This is a genomic window from Kitasatospora sp. NPDC041917, assembly GCF_055589745.1.
Window position 1 is genome coordinate 18,853 of sequence record NZ_JBVJBI010000055.1, and the last position, 21,127, is coordinate 39,979.

Here is a 21,127-nt window from a genome sequence, read left to right on the forward strand (position 1 = left end):
AGGGTTTTCTCCGTTCGCTGGCGAGGGTCAGGCGCGAGCAGCCGCGGACGGCGTGGCGGTGGTCTGCGTGGCGGCCGGGATCTGCTGGGTGATGCAGTGGACGCCGCCGCCGCCGTAGGCGATCACCCGGGCGCGCACGCCGACGACCTTGCGGTCCGGGTAGGCGGCGGCCAGCACGGCCAGCGCCGCCGCGTCCTCGGGGTGGTCGGCGATCGGCACCACGACGCCGCCGTTGGCGAGGTAGAAGTTCAGGTAGCCGACCTCCACCTCCCGGCCGTCGACCTCGACGAAGGCGGCCTGCGGCAGGTCGACGATCTCGAAGGGCCGGCCCTGGGCGTCCGTGGAGTGCTCCAGCACGGCGCGGTTGGCCCGCATCCGCACGTAGTCCGGGTGGCCGGGATCGGCCGGGAGCTGCACCACGACCCTGCCGGGGGCGACGAAGGCGCAGACGCCGTCGACGTGCCCGTCGGTCTCGGTGTCCAGCGCCCCGCCGTAGGGCAGCCAGACGATCGTGGTGACGCCGAGCCGGGCCTTCAGCTCGGCCTCGATCTCCTGCCGGGTCATCTCCGGGTTGCGGTTGGGGTGGAGCAGGCACTGCTCGGTGGTGATCAGCGTGCCCTCGCCGTCGACGGTGATCGCACCGCCTTCGAGGATCATCCCGGAGCGGATCGCCGGGGTGCCGAGGTGCTCCAGCAGCAGGCCGCTGATCCGGTCGTCGGCGTCCCAGGGGCTGTGCTTGCGGCCCCAGGCGTTGAAGCGGAAGTCCACGCCGGCCCGGCGGCCGTCGCCGTCGAGGACGAAGATCGGCGCGGAGTCGCGGAACCACGAGTCGTCGGTGGGGAGTTCGACGACGGTGATGCCGGTGCCCGTGCCCGTGCCGGTGCCGGTGCCGGTGCCCGCGCCGCAGTGGGCGCGCGCCTCGTCGCCGTGGCCCGGCGGGGCCACCATGGTGACCGGTTCGAACTCCGCGATGGCGCGGGCGACCGCCGCGTACTCGCGCTTCACCTCGGCCAGGGTGTCGCCCCACAGGTCCGGGCGGACGGGCCAGGCCATCAGGCAGCCCTCGTGCTCGGTCCACTCCGCGGGCATTCGGTACGTCACGGGAAACCTCTTCTGGTCGGTCCCCGGCCGGCCCGGCGCGTTCGGGGCGCGGGCCGGTCGAGGGGGAAGGTGGTGGGAGCGGAAGGATCCCCGGCGGCCCGCCTCCGTGGGGTACCGGACGGGCCGCCAGGGGGTCTCAGAGCGCCGGCGGAACGGCCGGCTGGGACTGGGTGGCGCAGTGGATGCCGCCACCGCCGGAGGCGATGGTGTCGATGTTCAGCTGGACGACGTCACGGCCGGGGAACTCGGCCCGCAGGATCGCGCAGGCCCGGGCGTCGGCGTCGGCGTCGCCGAACTGGGGGACGAACACGGCGCCGTTGGCGACGTAGAAGTTGGTGTAGCTGGACAGGAAGTCCTTGCCTCGGCCGCGGATCCGGGCGCGGTTCGGGCCGGGGAGTTCCACGACGGTCAGCGGGCGGCCCTGGGCGTCGGTCGCGGTCCGCAGGACCTGCTCGGCCTGCTCGTAGACGTCGATCCAGATCCGGTCGGTGCCGGGGCCGGGTCGGTCGAGGAGCACCCGGCCGGGCGCGGTGAAGCGCGCCAGGCAGTCGATGTGGTAGTCCGTGATGTCCTGGCCCGCCAGACCGGCCAGCCAGATCACCTTGTCCATCCCGAGCGACGCCTTCAGGGCCTGTTCGACCTGGTCCTGGGACATTCCGGGGTTGCGGTTGGGGTTCACCAGCGAGCTGACGGTGGCCAGCAGGGTGCCCTGGCCGTCCGTCTCCAGGGCGCCGCCCTCGCCGACGAAGGGGGCCCGGACGCGGTCGACGCCGTACTCGGCGAGGAGGGCGGCCGCGACCGCGGCGTCCTCGGTGCAGCGCTGGTAGTAGGGGGTGCCGGTCTTGCCCCAGCCGTTGAAGTTGGTGTCGACGCCGGCGACGGTGCCCGGTGCGACCACGAAGGTCGGGCCGAAGTCGCGGATCCACAGGTCGTCGTTGGAGATCTCGACCACGGTGATCGCGTGGTAGGCGCCGGGGCCGCAGTAGTAGCGCGCGTCGGCGGCCTGGCCGGGGCGGGCGACCACGACGACGGGCTCGTAGCGGGAGATCTCGTACGCGACGCGGGCGATGTCGTCGCGGACCGCCGAGAGCTGGGTCCGCCAGATCGAGGACAGGGCCGGCCAGGCCATGAAGGTGCGGTCGTGCCGGTCGCTCTCGGCGGGCATCCGCAGCCGCGTGGTGCTGCCCGCCGCGGCCGGGGCGACGGCGTCCGCCGCGGCGGGGGCACCTGGCGGGCCGGCGGTCGCGGCCCGGGCGGTGGCCGGAAGGGCCGTCCCCAGGGCGATCAGGGGTACGGCGGCGGCGCCGAGCCGGAGCAGGCCGCGTCGTGAGGGTGTGGGGGTGTGCATGGCGCTCCCTGGATGACGTGGGAGGTGGGGGGTTGCCCCGCATCCTCTACCGTACTGAAAATTCAGTCAAGCTTTTGATGCAGGACTCCTCGAAAACCCTGAAACGATCATCAGGCAGCTGGCCCGACCAGCCGAGGAGCACATAGAGTGGGCGCCCATGTCGGACCGTCGGACAGAAATACTCAAGGCCGCCACCAGGGTCATCGCCCGGCGCGGCGTACGCGGACTGCGGGTGGGCGAGCTGGCGAGCGAAGCCGGGGTGTCCACCTCGTTGATCTACTACCACTTCACCGACCGGGCCGGCCTGCTGCGCCGGACGCTCGACTTCATCAGCGACCGCGCCGACCACTACACCGCCGAACCGGACCCGGTGCCCCGGACCGAGGACCCCCGCGCCGACCTGGAACAGGTGCTGCTCCTGGAGCTCCAGGACACCGTCGAAGTACGGGAGAACAGCACCGCCTGGGGCGAGTTGAGAGCCACCGCGGTCTTCGACCCGGAGCTTCGCGAGGACCTCGCGCGAACCACCCACACCTGGGTTCACGACGTCGCCGAACTGCTCGCCCGGGCCGATCCGGGCGGCACCGCGCCGGCGCACGCGGCGGCCGCCGAACGGCTGACCGCACTCGTCGAGGGCCTGAGCGTGCGCTGGCTCAGCGGCTCGCTGCCGGTCGAGCACGCCCGCCGCCTGCTGCGCGGGGCGATCGAGGCGGAGCTGGGAGACCCCCGGCGAGGCGCCGGGGGCGGCGGGGACTCCGGAGGCAGCGGGGGCCCCGGACGAGCCGGCGGCGACGGATTCGGCCAATCCTGACGAAACCTCTAAACTCTGCGAGGCCGTGCCCGCCGCACGCCGCTTCCGCGACCGTCGGGCCCCCGCGCACCCGAGTCCCCGACCGCCGACGTCCCGCCCGCCGACGCCACCGCCCGCCGAGAGAGGCAGCCCGCATGTCCGCTGACCGATCCCCTTTCGCCCTCCAGCCGGTCTTCCAGGAGCTGACCCCGGACGACCCGCGCGAGGTCGGCGGCTACCGGCTGTACGCGCGGCTCGGGGCCGGCGGCATGGGCCGGGTCTACCTCTCCTACACCCCCGGCGGGCGGCCGGTCGCACTCAAGGTGGTGCGACCCGAACTGGCCGAGGATCCGGAGTTCCGCGCCCGGTTCGCCCAGGAGGTGGCCAGCGCCAGACGCATCCACGGACTGTTCACCGCCCAGCTCGTGGACGCCGGCGTGGAGGCCGCCCCGCCGTGGCTGGCCACCACGTACGTGCCGGGCCCGTCCCTGCAACAGGTGGTACGGCGCTTCGGCCCGCTCCCCGAACGGACGGTCCTGCTGCTGATTGCCGGCATCGCCGAGGCGCTGCAGGCGATCCACGCCACCGGGGTGGTGCACCGCGACCTCAAACCGGGCAACGTGCTGATCGCCCCGGACGGCCCCCGGGTGATCGACTTCGGCATCGCCCGGGCCGCCGACGCCGCCGCGCTCACCGGCACCGGGCTGCGCATCGGCTCGCCCGCCTACATGGCGCCCGAACAGGCGATGGGCCGGCCCGCGACCCCGGCCACCGACGTGTACGCCCTCGGCGCCCTCGCCGTCCACGTCGCCGGCGGCAACCCGCCCTTCGGCGACGGGCCGGACCCGTCGACGCTCTACCGGACCGTCCACGAGGAGCCGGACCTCACCCCGGTCCCGGCGGGCCTGCGCGAGCTGCTGCTGCACTGCCTCGCCAAGCGGCCCGAGGACCGGCCGACCACCGCCGAGGTGATCGCCGCCGCCCGGAGCCACCCGGCGGTCGGCGGGCACCTCAGGTTCGGCGACGACTGGCTGCCGCACCATCTGACCAACCAGATGACCCGGCACGCCGAGCTGCCGCAGGTACCGGCCGAGGCCGAGCGGGGTGATGCCGGCGAGCAGGGCGGTTTCGGTGATCCGGGCGACCGGACGGACGGACCGGGCTGGGCCTCGGCCCGTACGGTCCTCGCCCCGGTGGCCGTCCCGACCCCCACCGTCGTCGCGTCCGGACCGGTGCCGGCGTCCGGCTCCGTCCCGGCGCCCTCGGCCGAGGGCGGCCCGGCGAGGCGCGCCCGGGCCGGAGGAGGCCGCAGACGGGCCCTCGGACGAACGGCGCTGACCGCCGCCGTGGCCCTGACCGTCGGCGCCGCGGCGGCGGTGTTCCTGCTCGACGACCCGGACCAGGTGGAGGCCGCCACCGAGGAGGCCCCGGTGTCCGGCACCGCCGCACCGGTCACCCCGGCCCCGCCCGGCCCGTCGGCCCCCACCGGATCCCCGTCCCCCACCCGGTCGGCCCCGACCGCGCCGACCGCTTCCGCGCCGCCGCCCGTCACCGACTACGCCACCGTCTACCGCGGGGTCGAGCTGACCTCGGCGGACTCCTCCTACGAGTTCGACCTCGCCACCGGGACCGTCGTCCCGGTGGACAGCGCGATCTGGTACGTCGGCCGCGGCGACGGCGAGTTCCTCGTCCCGGAGGCCGCCGACACCTTCATCGGCCGGGACGCCGGCCTGGGCGTCGCCGACTGCCTCAAGGGGCTCGGCTCGCGGCCGGCCGGGCGGGTGCCGTTCGGCGCCGTCGGACCGCGCGGCGCGTTCTGCGTCCGGTCCGCGGACGGCCGGGACCTCGCCGTGGTCCGGGTGCTGTCGACCGCCGGCGCGGACGGGCCGGTCAGGGTGTCCCTGGACCAGTACCGCCGCAACGGCTGAGAGCCGCCGCCCCCGCACCGACTGGTGGGGAACGGCGGCTCTCGGACGTCCCTGGCGACGCGCGGCCGACGGGACGGTCAGGGGTGCCGGTGCCGGGCCGGCTCGGCCGGACCGCTGCCGGCCGGACCGCCGCCGGAGGGGGCCGTGCCTGACCGGCCGATGCCTGACGGGGTCCCGCCGGATGGGGTCCCGCCGGACTGACCGTCGCCCGCCGGGGCGCCGCCGGGCGGGGCCGCCTCCTTCCGCAGGGCCGCCGTCTCGGACTTCAGGATCCGCATCGACTTCCCCAGTCCGCGCGCCATGTCGGGCAGCTTCTTGGAGCCGAACAGCAGCACCAGCACGGCCACCGTCACCAGCACGTGCCAGGGTTCCAGACCATTGCGCAGCATCGCCGCCTCACCCGGCCTTTCATCGTCGTGACCGGGCCGTCCGTTCGGCGGCCCGGTCGTCTCGGGGTGGTTTGGGTGACTTCACCGTAAAGCTTGACTGATTTTTCAGTCAATGCGAGAGTTCAGTCTCGGTGATGCCGGACGACCCCGTCCACCGGGACGACCTCGTCCACCGCCCAACCGGCGCCGCGCGACCGCTCCCCGGAGCCCGTCCCTCCCGCCGAACCGGAACCACCCCCAGCCCCACCGGAGTCCAGCGTGTCCCAGCCCTCCCTCGCCCGCCGCACGGTACTGCGCTCGCTCGCCGGCGCCGGCGCGATCGCCCTCGGTGCGACCGCCTGCGCCGCCTCCGGCGACGACCCGGCCGACTCCGCGGCCCCGACGGCCTCCGGCACCCCCGACCAGGCGTCGACGCAAGCGCCCGCACAGCCCCCCGCGCCCACCCCCGCCCCGGCTCCGGCTCCGGCCCGCGGACGCCGGCTCGGCGGCGAGTGGGAGAAGCACGAGCGGACCTTCATGGCCTGGCCCGCCTCCGAGAACGTCTGGGGCGAGCAGCTCGGGGCCGTCCGCCGGGACATCGCCTCGGTGGCCAGGGCCATCGGCGAGCGCGAACCGGTGGTCCTGCTCGTCCGCCCCGGCCAGGAGGCCTCGGCCCGCAACGCCTGCGGCTCGGACGTCGAGCTGCTCGCCGTCCCCGTGGACGACCTGTGGGCCCGCGACACCGTCCCGGTCTTCGTGGAGGAGGGCGGAAAGGTCCAGGGCGTGGACTTCAACTTCAGCGGCTGGGGCGGCAAGCAGGAGCACACCGACGACGGCCGGATCGCCCGCACCGTCCTGGAGACGTACGGGATCGAGCGGATCGAGACCCCGGTCACCGCCGAGGGCGGCTCCTTCGAGACCGACGGCGAGGGCACGCTGCTGGTCACCGAGAGCTCCGTGGTCAACGAGAACCGCAACCCGGGCCGCACCCGCGACGAGATCGAGGCGGAACTCAAGCGGGTGCTGGGCCTCACCAAGGTGATCTGGCTCGCGGGCGTCAAGGGCAAGGACATCACCGACGCCCACGTCGACTGCCTCGCCCGCTACGCCGCCCCCGGGGTCGTCCTGCTGGACCGGGCCTTCCCCGGCACCCCGCCGGACGTCTGGTCCCGCTCCGCCGACCAGGCCCGCGCCGTCCTCGCCGAGGCCACCGACGCCGCCGGCCGGAAGCTCAAGGTGATCGAGATCGGCCAGCCCGACCCGGACAGGATCACCGGCCGGGGCGACGCCTTCGTCTCCTCGTACATGAACTTCTACATCGGCAACAAGGGCGTCTACCTGCCGAAGTTCGGTGACGCCAAGGCGGACGGCCACGCCCAGGAGGTCTTCAAGGACCAGTTCCCGGGCCGCGAGATCGTCCCCCTGCCGATCGACACCATCGCCGGCGGCGGGGGCGGCATCCACTGCGCCACCCACGACCAGCCCGCCGGCTGACCCCGTCCCGCACCCGTCCCCCGCCGTCCCGCGCTGTCCCGCGCTGTCCCGCACCGTCCCGCACCGAGGGAGAAGGGAACCCCTGTGCAGCTGACCCCCACCGAACGCGACCGGCTGCTGATCTTCACGGCCGCCGAACTCGCCCGCGCCCGCCGCGCCCGCGGCCTGCGGCTCAACGTCCCCGAGGCCGTGGCGCTCATCTCGGACACCGTCTGCGAGGCCGCCCGCGACGGCCTCCGGCTGGCCGAGGCCGTCCAGCGGGGACGCTCCGTCCTCGCCGCCGCCGATGTGCTGCCCGGCGTCCCCGACCTGGTCACCGAGATCCAGGTCGAGGCCGTCTTCGAGGACGGCACCCGGCTCGCCGTCATCGCCGACCCGTTCGGCGGCGGCACCCTCGGCACGGCCGCGCCGGGCGCCGTCCTCCACCACGGCGACGGCCGCACCGCGCCCGGACCGGAGGCCGTGCACACCCTTACCGTGCGCAACACCGCGGACGTGCCGATCTCGGTCACCTCGCACTTCCACTTCTTCGAGGTCAACCCGCGGCTCGCCTTCGACCGCGCCGCCGCCTACGGCACCCACCTCGCGGTGCCGGCCGGCTCCTCGGTGCGCTTCGACCCCGGCGCCACCGTCGAGGTCGACCTGGTGCCGATCGGCGGCGAGCGCGTCGCGATCGGTTTCGCGGGGCTCGTGGACGGCCCGCTGGACTCGCCGCGGGCACGGCAGGAGGCCCTGCGCCGGGCGGCCGAGCAGGGCTACCTCGGAGCGGCCGAGCAGGGCTACCTCGGAGCAGTCGACGACGGGCAGGAGAACCAGCCGTGAGCAGCAGCATCGAAGCGTCCGAGTACACCGCCGTACACGGCCCGCGCGCCGGGGACCGGGTCCGGCTCGGCGACAGCGGTCTGGTCGTCCGGGTCGAATCCGACTCCCAGCGGCCGGGTGACGAGTTCCTCGTCGGCTTCGGCAAGACCGCCCGCGACGGCCTGCACCTCAAGGCCGCCGCCGTCCGGGACACCTGCGACCTCGTCATCAGCAACGTGCTGGTGATCGACGCGATCCAGGGCATCCGCAAGACCTCGATCGGCATCCGGGAGGGCCGGATCGCCTCCGTCGGGCGGGCCGGCAACCCGGACACCCTGGACGGCGTGGACGTGGTCGTCGGCACCGGGACGGCCATCGTCTCCGGCGAGGGCCTGATCGCCACCGCCGGCGCCGTCGACACCCATGTCCACCTGATGTCCCCGCGGATCATGGAGGCCTCGCTGGCCTCCGGCGTCACCACCATCATCGGCCAGGAGTTCGGCCCCGCCTGGGGCGTCGGCGTCAACTCGCCCTGGGCGCTGCGCCACGCCTTCAACTCCTTCGACGCCTGGCCCGTCAACATCGGTTTCCTGGGCCGCGGTTCGTCCTCCCACCCCGCCCCGCTCGTCGAAGCCCTCGCCGAGGGCGGGGCCTGCGGCTTCAAGGTGCACGAGGACATGGGCGCGCACACCCGCGCCCTGGATACCGCGCTGTCCGTCGCCGAGGCCCATGACGTCCAAGTGGCCCTGCACACCGACGGGTTGAACGAGTGTCTCTCGGTCGAGGACACCCTGAGCGTCCTCGACGGGCGGACCATCCACGCCTTCCACATCGAGGGCTGCGGCGGCGGACACGTCCCCAACGTGCTGAAGATGGCCGGCGTGCCGAACGTCATCGGCTCCTCCACCAACCCCACCCTGCCCTTCGGGCGGGACGCGGTGGCCGAGCACTACGGCATGATCGTCTCCGTCCACGGGCTCAAGACCGACCTGCCCGGCGACGCCGCGATGGCCCGCGACCGCATCCGGGCCGGCACCATGGGCGCCGAGGACGTCCTGCACGACCTCGGGGCCATCGGCATCACCTCCTCCGACGCCCAGGGCATGGGCCGGGCCGGCGAGACGGTGCGCCGCACCTTCGCCGTGGCCGGGAAGATGAAGGCCGAGCGCGGCCCGCTGGAGGGCGACGGCCCGGACGACGACAACGAGCGCGTGCTGCGCTACATCGCCAAGCTCACCGTCAACCCGGCCATCGCCCACGGCCTCGCGCACGAGGTCGGCTCGATCGAGATCGGCAAGCTCGCCGACATCGTGCTGTGGCAGCCGGCCTCCTTCGGAGCCAAGCCGCAGCTGGTCCTCAAGGCGGGCTTTCCCGCCTACGGCGTCACCGGCGACCCCAACGCCGCCACCGAGACCTGTCAACCGCTCGTTCTGGGGCCCCTGTTCGGTGCTCACGGCGCCACTCCGGCCGACCTCTCCGTCGCCTTCACCAGCCGCGCCGCCGCCGAGTCCGGCACCCGGGACCGCCCCTACGACACCATGACCACCCGGCGCCGTCGCGTCGCCGTCCGCCACACCCGCGGGATCGGCCCGCGCGACATGGTCCGCAACACCCGCCTCGGCGAGGTCCTCGTCGACTCGCGCGAGGGTCTCGTCACCCTCGACGGCACGCCGCTGCGGTCCTCCCCCGCCGAGGAAGTCCCGCTGAACCGGCTCTACTTCCTCTGAGTCGCCCGCACAGCGCCGCCCCGGGCACCCTCGTGCCCGGGGCGGCGCTGTGCGCGGTGCCGTCAGTAGGTGACGATGCCAGGGTCGGAGAGACCGGGGGCGCCGGTCTCGACGTGGCCGGCGAGGCGGCGTACGAAGTCGGCGGTCGCGCCCGAAGTGACGGTCACGTCGTACCAGTTGCGGCAGGCGCTCAGGTCGACGGTGCACGTGACGGTCGCGCCCCGGCGGACGGTGAGGGCCTGCGGCGTGCCGCCGTAGGCGTTGGTGAGGGTCAGCACGACGTCCGCGGCGCCCGCGTTGGTGAGGGTGAGGTCGAGGTTGCCGGTGGTCGCGTTGTGGCGGGCGGTGACCTCGGGCCCGGCGGTCTTGCCGGGGTTGCGGAAGCGGCGCAGGAAGCCGTTGGGGCCGAACACGGTGAGGTCCGTGACGCCCTTGGAGTACGTGGTGTTCCAGGCGTCCGCGATCGTCCGGCCCGCCTCCGTGGTGTACGTCCACGGACCGTCGGTGCGGTTGGGCGAGGTCACCAGGAACTGGGCGCCCGCCGCCGCGCCCGCGCTGAAGGTGAGGCGGTACTTGCCCGCCGCGGTGTCGGCCGCCCCGTCCACGTACGGCGCGTAGGCCAGCGGGCGGGTGGGCTTCGCGCCCGCCTCCTGCTTCGGCATGGTGCCGGTGGCGGGCGGGGTGGGCACGTAGTCCGGGTGGCGGTTGCGGTCCGCCGGGGCGTAGCCGGCCGTCGAGGGGAGCGCCGCCGCGGTCGTGTTCGACGCGCTGAAGTCGAAGGCGGAGGTCAGGTCGCCGCAGATGGCGCGCCGCCAGGGCGAGATGTTGGGCTCCTGGACGCCGAAGCGGCGCTCCATGAAGCGGATGATCGAGGTGTGGTCGAAGGTCTCCGAGCAGCTGTAGCCGCCGGTGCTCCAGGGCGAGACGACCAGCATCGGGACCCGCTGGCCGAGCCCGTACGGTCCGGCCGAGTAGCCGACGCCGCCGCCGAACCAGTCGGCGGTGGTCGCCACGGTCGACAGGCCCTGCGAGGCGGAGGAGGGCGGGAACGGCGGCACGACGTGGTCGAAGAAGCCGTCGTTCTCGTCGTAGGTGATGAACAGCGCCGTCCTGGCCCACACGTCGGGGTTGGACGTCAGCGCGTCCAGCACCTGGGAGACGTACCAGGCGCCGTAGTTGGCGGGCCAGTTGGGGTGCTCGGTGAAGGCCTCGGGGGCGGCGATCCAGGAGATCTTCGGCAGGGTGCCGGCCTGCACGTCGCGCCGCAGGTGGTCGAACAGGCCGTCGCCGGCCTTGGCGTTGGTGCCGGTGCGGGCCTTGTCGTACAGCGGGTCGCCCGGCTTGGCGTTGCGGTAGTTGTTGAAGTAGAGCAGCGAGTTGTCGCCGTAGTTCCCGCGGTACGCGTCGCCGATCCAGCCCCACGAACCGGCCGCGTCCAGTCCGTCGCCGACGTCCTGGTAGATCTTCCAGGAGATCCCGGCCTTCTCCAGCCGCTCGGGGTAGGTCGTCCAGCTGTAGCCGGCCTCCTGGTTGCCGAGGACCGGACCGTTGCCGGCGACCCCGTTGCCGGTGCAGCCCGTCCACATGTAGTAGCGGTTCGGGTCGGTGGAGCCGATGAACGAGCAGTGGTAGGCGTCGCAGATGGTGAAGGCGTCGGCGAGCGCGTAGTGGAAGGGGATGTCCTGGCGGGTCAGGTAGGCCATCGTGGTGGCCGTCTTGGCGGGTACCCACTGGTCGTACGTGCCGCTGTTGAAGGCCTTGTGGCCGCCGGCCCAGTCGTGGTTGAGGTCCTGGACGAACTGCATCCCGAGGTCGCTGACCTGGGGCCGGAACGGCAGCACCTCCCGCTTGAGGCCGTCCGTCTGGTGCCACACCGAGCTGCCGCTCGGCAGGGTGACCGGGCGGGGGTCGCCGAAGCCCCGGACGCCCTTCAGCGCCCCGAAGTAGTGGTCGAACGAACGGTTCTCCTGCATCAGCACGACGATGTGCTCGACGTCCTGGAGGGTGCCGGTGCTCCCCTGCGGGGCGATGGACGCGGCGCGCGCGATGCTCTGCGAAAGCGACGAGAACGCGACGGTGGCACCGGCGAGTTGGAGGAAGCGACGACGATTCAGCTCTGCCATGGGTGGATTGACCTCAGCATGTCAGGAGGGTGGAGGACGGCGCCCCCAAGGACAGCGCGCGCGGGGTACCAACCGGCGGCCCGTTCATGACCGGCCGCCGTACGGCAGACGAACGCATCAAGTTGTACGGACAAGGTGTGAATCCGCTTCCGTGCGCCGCGAAGTCCACCAGCGCGCCCCGGTGCGAAGGGTGCGCAGGTGGTGCGCCGGACCGCAGACTGGGTCCCGACCCCTCACCGGAGGAACGACGATGCCCACCGCCAGCCGACCACCGGCCCCTCCCGTCGCACCCGGACGGCTCCCGCTGATCGGCCACGCGCTCGCACTGTGGCGGCGTCCGCTGGAGTTCCTCGACAGCCTCACCGCCTACGACCCGATCGTGGCCACCCACCTCGGCCCGAAACCCAGCTATGTGCTGACCGGCCCCGACCTGGTCCACCGCGTACTGGTCACCGAAGCGGCGAACTACGCCAAGGGCCGCTCCTTCGACAAGCTCCGCCCCTACCTCGGGAACGGACTTGCCACCTCCGAAGGGGCCTTCCACCTCCGCCAACGGCGCCTGGTGCAACCGGCGTTCCACCACCAGCAGATCGCCCACTACGTCGACACCATGGCGCGACTGGCCGCCGAGCGCGCCGACTCCTGGCGGCCCGGCCAGGTGGTCGACGTCACCCGGCAGATGCTGGAGCTGTCCCTCGCCATCGTCACCTCGACGCTGTTCTCCACCTCCCTCGACGCCTCCGCCGCCGCCGAGATCCGCCACGCCATGCCCGTCGTCCTGCACGGCATGTACACCCGGGTGCTGGACCCCACGAACCTGTGGCACCGGCTCCCCACACCGGGCAACCGCCGCCTCGCCGACGCCCACGACCGGCTGCGCCGCGCCATCGACCACCTGATCCACGCCGACCGCGCCGACCGCGCGAGCGGGCGACCGGACCTGCTGTCGATGCTCCTGCAGGCCCGGGACGCCGACAGCGGCGAGGCCATGACCGACCGCCAGCTCCACGACGAACTCATCACCCTGTTGGTGGCCGGCACCGAGACCGCCGCCGGCGGGCTCGCCTGGCTCTTCCACGAACTGGGCCGGCACCCGCACCTCGACCGGCGACTCCACCAGGAGCTGCACGACCACGCCGTACTCCCCCTCACCGCCGACCAGTTGCCCCGGCTCGGCCACACCCGTCGCGTCGTCGACGAGGCCCTTCGGATGCGCAACCCCGGAGGCATCACGATCCGCCGCGCGACCACCGACGTCGAACTCGGCGGCTACCGCTTCCGCGAAGGCACCGAGTTCATCTTCAGCGCCCTCGTCCTCCACCGGAATCCCCGCCACTTCCCCCACCCCCTGCGCTTCGACCCCGACCGCTGGCTGCCCGACCGGCCCCCCGCCCCGCGCGGCGCGTTCGTCCCCTTCGGCGCCGGCCACCACCTGTGCATCGGGGAGTCCTTCGCGCGCACCGAGATGCTGACCGTGGCCGCGACCGTGGCGAGCCGCTGGCGGCTGACGCCCGCCCCGGGAGCACGGGTCCGGGGCGTCATGACCAGCACCAACCACCCCGACAACCTCCTCATGACGGTGGAACCGCGCCCAGAAGCCGACTGAACCACCCGCACCGACCGGAAGCCGACCACCCCGAACGCCGGGCCCGGTACGTGGCGATCAGGTCGCGGTACCAGGTGTACGAGGCCTTCGGGGTGCGTCGTTGGGTCGCGAAGTCGACGTGGACGAGGCCGAAGCGCTGGTGATAGCCCTCGGCCCGTCGAACAGCCTGTCATTCCATCCGTGACGGTACTCCGCCACGTCGTCGAGGAGAAGGCCGGCAACCACCTCCTCGACCACCCCGGTGGGCAGTTCGGCCATGGAGTCGACGAGCGCCCGGTCCCACGGCGCTCGTGCCGATGCGCGGCCGCGAGCTCTTCTCCTCCCCGGAGCGGCTGGGCCGGCTGAACCCGCCTGCTGGACCGACCGAAGCTCAGATCCGTTCCGCACGGCCGGCGGGGGCCGGGCCGAGGACCACGACGGTATCTCCCGTCTGCGGAGAGGGGATGTCGTGTTCGGTGACCGGAACCAGGCGGCCGTCGGTGCGCACCACGAACAGGGCGTCGTGCCCTGGCGGCGTCGCGTCGTTCACCGGTTGCGCCACGACGTCGGCCCCGGCGCCGTACCGGCGCATCAGCCGAGGCCTGGTGAGCCCGGCACCGAACAGGATGTCACCGCCCAGGAACGGGGCGACGACGCCGTGGCTGGCGGCTGGAGGCCCGATCCGGTAGACCGGTCCGTCCACGCTCCCCCGCAGGACCACCGACGCCAGTGCGTTGAAGTCGTCCTCGGCAGTGAGAAGCAGTACCACGGTGATGCCCTCCAGCTCGGCGCCTTCCCCGGTGGCTGCCGCCAGCAGTTCTCCGGGTGCCAGCTCGAGTCCGGCTTGTTCGATGCGCTCACGCTGTTCTTCGAGACCGGCCCACAGCAGCACCTGAAGACCAGCGGCTTTCAGGGCCAGGCCCAGGTCGACCACCCAGGGCTCGCCGCCCACCAGCAGCGGCCGGGAACGGCCCGAGCGCACGACCCCCAGGCGTCGGGCGACGAGCGTCGCGGTCAGCCCGTAGAGCGTCACCGTGGCGACGATGACCACGAAGGTAGCCGGGAGGATCTTCGAGGCGCCAACGATCCCCTTGCCGACCAGGCCGGCCGAGAAGGTCGAGGCGGTTGATGCCGCGATGATGCCGCGCGGCGCCATCCAGCCGAGGAAGGCGCGCTCCTTTCGGGGAATGTCAGTGCCGAGCGTGGACACCAGGGCCACCAGCGGCCTGGCGACGGCAACCAGGACGGCGGACAGTCCCAACGCGGGGAGCAGTACGTGCCGCAGCGACTGCGGTGTCACGGTGGCCGAGATGGAGACGAAGAGCACCCCGAGGATCAGGGTGACCAGTGTCTCGAAGAACGGCCGACGCACGGGGAAGTCGAAGCGTCGCAGGTTGGTGACGGCCAGGCCCATCACGACCGCGGCGATCAGCCCGGTGTCTTCGCGGAGCACGTCGCAGACCGCCGCCACGCCGATCACCACGGCGAGCTGCGCGGTGGTCCCGAGCACCTCGCCCAGCCGCAGTCCCTGCACCAGCGCCCACAGCAGGACCGCTCCGACGGCCCCGCCGGCCAGGCCGACGCCCACACTCCCCAGGAAGTGTGCCGCCCCGCTCCCGAACCGACCCCTGGTACTGGCGTCGACCGCGTGGAAGACGAGCGCGCCCAGGATCGCACCCACCGGATCGATCAGCGAGCCCTCCCAGACCAGGAGGTGCCGCAGCCGGTCCGTCGGGCGGACGAAGCTGAGCAGCGGGCCCACGACAGTCGGCCCCGAGACCACCAGGATGGCCCCGAGCATCACGGCCGCTCCGTAGTCCAGGCCGAGCAGCGGTTTCGACACGAGCGTGCCGATCGCCCAGGTGAGGAGCACGCCGATCCAGATCAGCCGGATGACGACGCGGCGCATGTGCCCCTTCAACTTCGCCAGGTCGAGCCCGAGACCGGCGTCGTAGAGGATCACCGCCACGGCGAGCGACACCAGAGGCGAGAAGGCTGCGCCGAGCAGTCGCTGGGGATCGACATCGCTGGTCAGCGCACCTGCGGTGAAGCCGACGGGCAGCAGGACGATCAGGGCGGGGATGTGCAGTCGGCTCGCCAGGATCTGCGAGCCGACGGCGAGCACCAGGATCAGGCCCGTCCCGATGAGGATCTGGTTCGTCGTCACGTCACCGCTCCGGCAGGCCGGCTCACCGGACGAGCTGGTGGCGGCTCTTGCCGACCCGCCAGCGGCCGAGCAGCAGCGACAGCGACAGGGTGACGATCGCCTGGTCCTCGTGTTCCGCCGACCAGGTGCGCAGCAGCGCGAGTCCGGCTCCCGCCGGAGCGGACGCGAACGTCGTCCGAAGCTCCATCACGAGCGGGGCGGCGTGCCTCGGGTGGACAGGAGGACGACTCCGAGTACCACAGCCAGGCGTGCGAGCCACGTGAGCAGGACGGCAGGACCGTGGCGTACGCCGTTCCGCGCCGGGAGGATCAGGGTGAACGCGGCGATCGGCACCGGTTCCGGAGTGATCGCCAGGCCGATGACGGCGAGGTCGAGGACCCGTGGCCTCGGTCACTTCTCCCATGGCGAGATGCCCCATCTGACGGTGTGCCGCTCGTCCGGTCCGAGGGCGACGATCGATGCACCGCTGCGGAGGGCGTCCGGCGGACAGGACATCGGTTCCATGGCGACCGCGCGACGACGTTCCCCCTCCGGCAGGGTGTCGCCGGTGTACACCTGCAGGAAGTCCGCCCCCTCGCCGAGCCAGACATCCGTACCGTGTTCCCCCGACGGGTGGGCCAGGCGTACCACGGCGCGACCACGGGCGTCCCGGTCGAGATCGCTGAACGGGGTGTCCAGGTGCTGGGCGCCGATCGCCCTCGGTGTGCGGAAGTCGTACGGCGTGCCCGCGACCGGTTCGGTGGCCACGGGCAGGCCCAGGTCATCGGTACGGACCCAACTCCGCGCCGGAACGGTCAGCACCGCGTCGTCGACCGTGGCCGTGCCGACGGTGAGGTAGGGATGCTGGCCCACGCCGTACGGTGCGACGCTCGTGCCCTGGTTCAGCGCGGTCACGGCCACCTCCAGGCCCTCGTCGCCAAGGACGTACTCGGCTCGGACCCGCAGGTGGAAGGGATAGCCCGGCTGCGGCCACAGCGTGACTTCCAGCACGGCTCGGCTGTCCGCCTCCTCCAGCACCTGCCACGAGGTCCAGCGGAGCAGACCGTGGATCGCGTTGCCGTTCACCGGCTCGGTCAGCGGCAGTTGCAGGTCCTGTCCGTGCCATCGGTAGCGGCCGCCCCTGACCCGGTTCGGCCACGGCACCAGGAGTTGGCCGCGTCCTCCCGTGATCCGGTCGTCGGCAGCGAAGCCGTCGAGCACCGGACGTCCGCCGATCGCGTAGTGCCGAAGGGCACCGCCCAGTTCGACGACGACCACGGAGTGGCTCCCATGGCGCAGCGTCAGCTGTCGTCCGGTCCGGCTCTCGCGCACGCGGCCTCCTCGCGCTGCCTGAGGGTGGGCACAACCCACGAACCCGGGCGCCGTGGCGGCCCGACACGTGCAGGCCCCTCGATCGGCAGGGTGCGGGCGCACAGGGTCCAAATCAAGCGAGACACGATCCCACCTCCGGAAGAGCTCGGTGGGTTCGCCCTTTGAGACGATTCCCGGCGCGGTGGGCGTCCTCATCAGCCGTCCGGTGAGTCCGTCCCGCAGATGGTCCCGGTACGATCGCTCCAGCGCCGAGCCGGCCACTGCGGCCGACGCGCCGCTTGCGATCTGTTCATCCGTCCACCGCGTGATCCGGGCGAGCCAAGGCCAGGTGTCAGCGGCTGTTTCGAAGACTGATCCGCCGCCAGATCGCGCGTTGGAACCTGAGCGTGAGAACACCCACCGCGATCAGCACGACGATGTTGAGCAGAAGCTGCAGCAGTGAGCCACGCGCCTCGCTCCAGCTCGCGAAGGCACAGGACACGCCGATGTCAGCGGCCGCCGGGACCGTGGTGACCGAGATGAACACGCCGAGCAGGGCGCTCGTCCTGGCCTGGGTCAGCGACATGATCCCGACCATGCCGGCGAGCACGGCGACGGCCAAGGAGAAGAAGTTCGGCGTGTTGATCAGGTCGGAGACCGGCCTGACGCCCAGCGTGAACGCCTTCGGCTGAATTCCCAGACCCCGGACCAGTAACGAGAACAGGAGCGTGAAGACCACGGCCAGCGAGAAGCCGACGAGCAACGCTAACAGCCCTTGCCGAATCCGCGGCCCGTTCCTCCGGTCCATGCCCAGCGCCACGCTGGTGATGGCGCCGTACTCGGGTCCCACGACCATGGCCGCGACGATCAGGATCTGGGAGTTGGTGATGATTCCCACCGAGCCGATGAGTCCAGCGATGATCAGATAGACGTAGAAGCTCGGCAGGTAGGTCCCCTCGGCCCGGATACGCGCCTCGACCGCCTCCCACACCGGTGCATGCGCGAGCGCCCCGAGCTGGTGTGTCTCCGCCTCCTCCGCGAGTCCGGAGAACGCCATGTCGACCGACTCGATCACGACCGAGCCACGCCGGTCGACCTCCAGCTCACGGAGGTTGCGCAGGACCTCGTTCGCCGCACCTGCCAGCACGTCGCACTCGATGGCGTCGCCGTCCGGGTGACGTGCCGTACCCGCGAGCACGACCAGGTTGAAGACGTAGCGGTCGCCGGTCAGCATGTCGACCGTCTCGTCGGTGACGTCCGGCGGAGTCACCAGCCGGAGATGGACCATCTCCATGTAGCCCCTCCGCAGCCGGGGAAGTGCAGTGGCGGCGCGTGCGTACCGCCCGAGGCCAGTAGCGCCGGGGGAACGATCGTCGGCAAGTCGAGCGGCCCGGCCGGTACCGCCTCCGGGCGGTCCGGGCCGCGGCCTGTCCCGGTCCCGCCTGCCGACGTCAGGCAGGCGCGTGAGTACTCCATCTGGAGTACCAGGCGGGCAGGCGCGTCCTTCCTGGTCACAGCGGACTCCGGGAGTCATCGGCACCTGACGTGGAGCGCGTGCGCGCGGCTGGTCGGATAGTGGAACGCAGGGGATCCTCCCGAGATTGCGGAGACACCATGGACCGCTACCCGCCTATCGCCGACCACGGTCTGGTGGGCGACCTGCAGACCGCCGCGCTGGTCTCGTCGCAAGGGGTCGTCGACTGGTTCGCAGCTCCTCGCTTCGACTCACCCAGCATCTTCGCCGCCCTGCTCGACCACGACCGGGGCGGCTACTTCCTCTTCGCCCCGGAAGAAGCGGAGGTCACGTGCAAGCAGCTCTACTACCCCGACACGGCCGTCCTGGTGACCCGGTTCATGTCCCCCGACGGGGTCGGCGAGGTCATCGACTGCATGCCGCCCGACCGGACGGGCAAGCCCACCGACCGGCACACGCTGATTCGCGTCGTGCGCGCGGTGCGCGGCACCGTGCGGTTCGTCCTGGACTGCCGACCGCGGTTCGACTACGGCCGCGCCACTCACGAACTCGATCTCCAGGGCGGGACCGCGGTGTTCCGTGCTCCGGAACTCGCCGGATACCTGCAGAGTACCTTCCCCGTGGAACGCAACGGGGACGACGTACGCGGAGAGGTCACGCTGAACGCCGGGCAGCTGGCGGGCGCCGCCTTCACCGTCTGCGGCCCGGACGGGGCCCCGCCCGCACCGATCACCGTGGAGGAGCTCAACGACCAGCTCTTCGACATCGGCAACTTCTGGCAGGACTGGCTACACACCTCCACCTACCGCGGCCGATGGCCGAACATGGTGAACCGCTCCGCCATCACGCTCAAACTGCTCACCTACCACCCCACGGGCGCCCCGGTCGCCGCGGCGACCATGGGCCTTCCCGAGCAGGTCGGCGGCGAGCGCAACTGGGACTACCGCTACACCTGGGTCCGTGACGGCTCACTGTCCGTTCGAGCACTGCTCGACCTCGGATTCGTCGAGGAGGCCACCCGGTTCACCCACTGGCTGCGCGATCGCCTGGCCGAACGAGCGGGCTCCGACGGCGAGCGTCTGCAGATCATGTACCGGGTCGACGGCGATCCCGACATCCCCGAAGTGATCCTCGACCACTTCGAGGGCTACCGCGGCTCGGCCCCGGTCCGGGCCGGCAACGCCGCCATGGACCAGCTGCAGCTCGACATCTACGGCGAGGCGCTCTACGCCCTGGCCGAGGGCGGCACGGTGGGCCAACAGACGGGCTATCACGGGTGGAAGGCGCTCGCCGCCACCCTGGACTGGCTCGCCGACTCCTGGGACCGTCCCGACGAGGGCATCTGGGAGACCCGTGGCGGACGCAAGGACTTCACCTACAGCCGGGTGATGTGCTGGGCCGCCTTCGACGCCGGGCTGCGTCTGGCCACCGAGTTCAGCAGGCCCGCCGACCTCGCGCGCTGGACCACCGCCCGCAACGACATCCTCGAACAGGTGATGACCCGCGGGTGGAGCGACAAGGAGCAGGCTCTCGTCCAGCACTACGACGGGGACGTCCTGGACGCGTCCTTGCTGCTCATCCCCCGGGTCCGCTTCCTCGCTCCCAGGGGCCCGGGCTGGCTGTCCACGCTGGACGCCATCGACCGCAAACTCGTCTCCGACAGCCTCGTCTACCGCTACGACCCGGCCGCCTCACCCGACGGTCTGCGAGGCTCCGAGGGCACGTTCAGCCTCTGCACCTTCCTCTACGTCGATGCGATGGCCCGGGCCGGCCGGACCGAGCAGGGGCGCTACGCCTTCGAGAAGATGCAGACCTACGCGAACCACGTCGGTCTCTTCGCCGAGGAGGTCGGGCCGAGCGGGGAGCAACTGGGCAACTTCCCGCAGGCGTTCACCCACCTCTCGCTGATCATGGCCGCCACCACCCTCGACGAAGCACTCGACCGCGAACAGACCCGCTGAGCATCCATGGCGACGCACACAGGATCCGCCGACCCACCACCGCTGAGTTCGGCCGAGTTCCGCGCGCTCTACCAGCGCGTGCGACGCGAGGCCGTGCGAGGCACCGCCGACCGCGGCGCACTGGACACCCTCACACCGACGCAGGTGCTGGCAGCCGCCGGTGAGGTCCGATCAGGTCGCACCGTCACGCTCGCCGCCGTCCTGGAAACCCGGGCGCGCCCCGGCAACCCCGAGCCGTGCGAGCACCAGATGACCGGCGTCGTCGACGGCGACATCGAGGCGAACGGCCTGCAGTTCGCTGCGGACCGCTTCGCCATGAACGTGCACGGCGACGCCGACGGCCACCTCGACGCCCTGTGCCACGTCGTCTACGACGGCACACTGCACAACGGCGTGGCCGCGAGCAGCCTGACCGTGACCGGGGCGACGAAGCTGTCCATCGACGTGGCGCGGGACGGAATCGTCGGCCGCGGCGTGCTGCTCGACATCCCCCGTCTGCGCGGCGTGCCGTGGCTCGAACCCGGCGACCACGTGACCGGAGAGGAACTGGCCGCCGCCGAGACCGCGCAGCATCTGCGGGTCACGAGAGGGGACCTGCTCTTCGTGCGGGTCGGCCATCGCCGCCGTCACCGCGAACTCGGGCCGTGGAACGCGACCGGGGCTCGCGCCGGGCTTCACCCCACCGCGATGGAGTTCCTGGCGGACCGGCAGGTCGCGGTGCTCGGCAGCGACGGCAACAACGACACCGCTCCCAGCACCACGGAGGGTGTGACCTTCCCGGTGCACGTTCTCGGCATCCACGCCATGGGACTGCACCTGCTGGACTACCTGCAGTTCGAGGATCTGGTGCCGATCTGCGAGGAGCAGGACCGCTGGTCGTTCCTCTGCGTGATCGCCCCGCTCCGGCTTCCCGGCGCCACCGGATCACCCGTCAATCCCATCGCGATCCTGTGACGTGCGAACACTTCGA

General features: G+C 72.1%; 16 protein-coding genes and 1 pseudogene. 8 read left to right on the forward strand and 9 right to left on the reverse strand.

The annotated features are described in order from the left end of the window. Window positions 1–27: 27 nt before the first annotated feature. Together ACZ6EM_RS36625 and ACZ6EM_RS36630 are read right to left on the reverse strand one after the other, a co-directional pair. A complete protein-coding gene (locus tag ACZ6EM_RS36625; protein WP_465774311.1) occupies window positions 28–1,101 on the reverse strand; it encodes an agmatine deiminase family protein in 1,074 nt (357 codons plus the stop codon). Window positions 1,102–1,237: 136 nt separating this feature from the next. Further along, complete coding sequence (locus ACZ6EM_RS36630) at window positions 1,238–2,449, reverse strand: agmatine deiminase family protein (RefSeq protein ID WP_401049813.1); 1,212 nt, start codon at window positions 2,447–2,449, stop codon at window positions 1,238–1,240. Between the two features lie 157 nt (window positions 2,450–2,606). Between ACZ6EM_RS36630 and ACZ6EM_RS36635 the strand changes: the two genes are divergently transcribed. Together ACZ6EM_RS36635 and ACZ6EM_RS36640 are read left to right on the forward strand one after the other, a co-directional pair. Then, window positions 2,607–3,260 carry a TetR/AcrR family transcriptional regulator gene (locus tag ACZ6EM_RS36635; protein WP_401056647.1) on the forward strand — a complete coding sequence of 218 codons (654 nt, stop codon included), beginning with the start codon at window positions 2,607–2,609 and terminating at the stop codon, window positions 3,258–3,260. A gap of 134 nt (window positions 3,261–3,394) precedes the next feature. Then, complete coding sequence (locus tag ACZ6EM_RS36640; protein WP_465774312.1) at window positions 3,395–5,167, forward strand: serine/threonine-protein kinase; 1,773 nt, start codon at window positions 3,395–3,397, stop codon at window positions 5,165–5,167. A gap of 77 nt (window positions 5,168–5,244) precedes the next feature. Here ACZ6EM_RS36640 and tatA read toward each other — a convergent pair whose 3' ends face one another. Beyond that, window positions 5,245–5,556: a Sec-independent protein translocase subunit TatA gene (gene tatA, locus ACZ6EM_RS36645; protein ID WP_465774313.1), complete on the reverse strand. Its 312-nt coding sequence runs from the start codon at window positions 5,554–5,556 to the stop codon at window positions 5,245–5,247. Between the two features lie 258 nt (window positions 5,557–5,814). On the opposite strand from tatA, the gene ACZ6EM_RS36650 reads away from it, so the two are divergent. From ACZ6EM_RS36650 to ACZ6EM_RS36660, 3 genes are all read left to right on the forward strand, one after another. Next, window positions 5,815–7,029 (forward strand): agmatine deiminase family protein, encoded by a 1,215-nt coding sequence (locus tag ACZ6EM_RS36650; RefSeq protein ID WP_465774315.1) that lies wholly within the window; start codon window positions 5,815–5,817, stop codon window positions 7,027–7,029. A gap of 84 nt (window positions 7,030–7,113) precedes the next feature. After that, a complete protein-coding gene (ureA, locus tag ACZ6EM_RS36655; protein WP_452180003.1) occupies window positions 7,114–7,851 on the forward strand; it encodes an urease subunit gamma in 738 nt (245 codons plus the stop codon). Next, a complete protein-coding gene (locus ACZ6EM_RS36660) occupies window positions 7,848–9,557 on the forward strand; it encodes an urease subunit alpha (protein WP_465774316.1) in 1,710 nt (569 codons plus the stop codon). Before ureA ends, ACZ6EM_RS36660 begins: the two co-directional genes overlap by 4 nt. Window positions 9,558–9,619: 62 nt before the next feature. Here the strand turns inward: ACZ6EM_RS36660 and ACZ6EM_RS36665 are convergent, their stop codons facing one another. Continuing rightward, entirely contained in the window at window positions 9,620–11,680 is a 2,061-nt protein-coding gene (locus tag ACZ6EM_RS36665; RefSeq protein WP_401049877.1) for a phosphocholine-specific phospholipase C, read from the reverse strand. Window positions 11,681–11,930: 250 nt separating this feature from the next. Here ACZ6EM_RS36665 and ACZ6EM_RS36670 point away from each other — a divergent pair, with 250 nt between their 5' ends. Beyond that, the gene (locus tag ACZ6EM_RS36670) at window positions 11,931–13,286 is read left to right on the forward strand and encodes a cytochrome P450 (protein WP_465774318.1); all 1,356 of its coding nucleotides are present in this window, start codon (window positions 11,931–11,933) and stop codon (window positions 13,284–13,286) included. A 40-nt stretch (window positions 13,287–13,326) separates the two neighbouring features. On the opposite strand, the pseudogene ACZ6EM_RS36675 reads toward ACZ6EM_RS36670, so the two are convergent. The 5 genes and pseudogenes from ACZ6EM_RS36675 to ACZ6EM_RS36695 form a co-directional block, all read right to left on the reverse strand. Further along, window positions 13,327–13,440, reverse strand: a pseudogene (locus ACZ6EM_RS36675) (family 1 glycosylhydrolase); the annotation flags it as partial. A gap of 216 nt (window positions 13,441–13,656) precedes the next feature. After that, window positions 13,657–15,432: a cation:proton antiporter gene (locus ACZ6EM_RS36680; protein WP_465774319.1), complete on the reverse strand. Its 1,776-nt coding sequence runs from the start codon at window positions 15,430–15,432 to the stop codon at window positions 13,657–13,659. A gap of 22 nt (window positions 15,433–15,454) precedes the next feature. Then, window positions 15,455–15,619 carry a hypothetical protein gene (locus ACZ6EM_RS36685; RefSeq protein ID WP_465774320.1) on the reverse strand — a complete coding sequence of 55 codons (165 nt, stop codon included), beginning with the start codon at window positions 15,617–15,619 and terminating at the stop codon, window positions 15,455–15,457. Between the two features lie 203 nt (window positions 15,620–15,822). Beyond that, window positions 15,823–16,743 carry an aldose 1-epimerase family protein gene (locus ACZ6EM_RS36690; protein WP_452177772.1) on the reverse strand — a complete coding sequence of 307 codons (921 nt, stop codon included), beginning with the start codon at window positions 16,741–16,743 and terminating at the stop codon, window positions 15,823–15,825. A 331-nt stretch (window positions 16,744–17,074) separates the two neighbouring features. Next, a complete protein-coding gene (locus tag ACZ6EM_RS36695; protein WP_401043384.1) occupies window positions 17,075–18,016 on the reverse strand; it encodes a DUF389 domain-containing protein in 942 nt (313 codons plus the stop codon). 320 nt (window positions 18,017–18,336) lie between these two features. On the opposite strand from ACZ6EM_RS36695, the gene ACZ6EM_RS36700 reads away from it, so the two are divergent. Together ACZ6EM_RS36700 and ACZ6EM_RS36705 are read left to right on the forward strand one after the other, a co-directional pair. After that, window positions 18,337–20,157 (forward strand): glycoside hydrolase family 15 protein, encoded by a 1,821-nt coding sequence (locus tag ACZ6EM_RS36700; protein ID WP_401043381.1) that lies wholly within the window; start codon window positions 18,337–18,339, stop codon window positions 20,155–20,157. Window positions 20,158–20,163: 6 nt separating this feature from the next. Further along, window positions 20,164–21,111 carry a cyclase family protein gene (locus ACZ6EM_RS36705; protein ID WP_452177774.1) on the forward strand — a complete coding sequence of 316 codons (948 nt, stop codon included), beginning with the start codon at window positions 20,164–20,166 and terminating at the stop codon, window positions 21,109–21,111. Window positions 21,112–21,127: the final 16 nt, after the last annotated feature.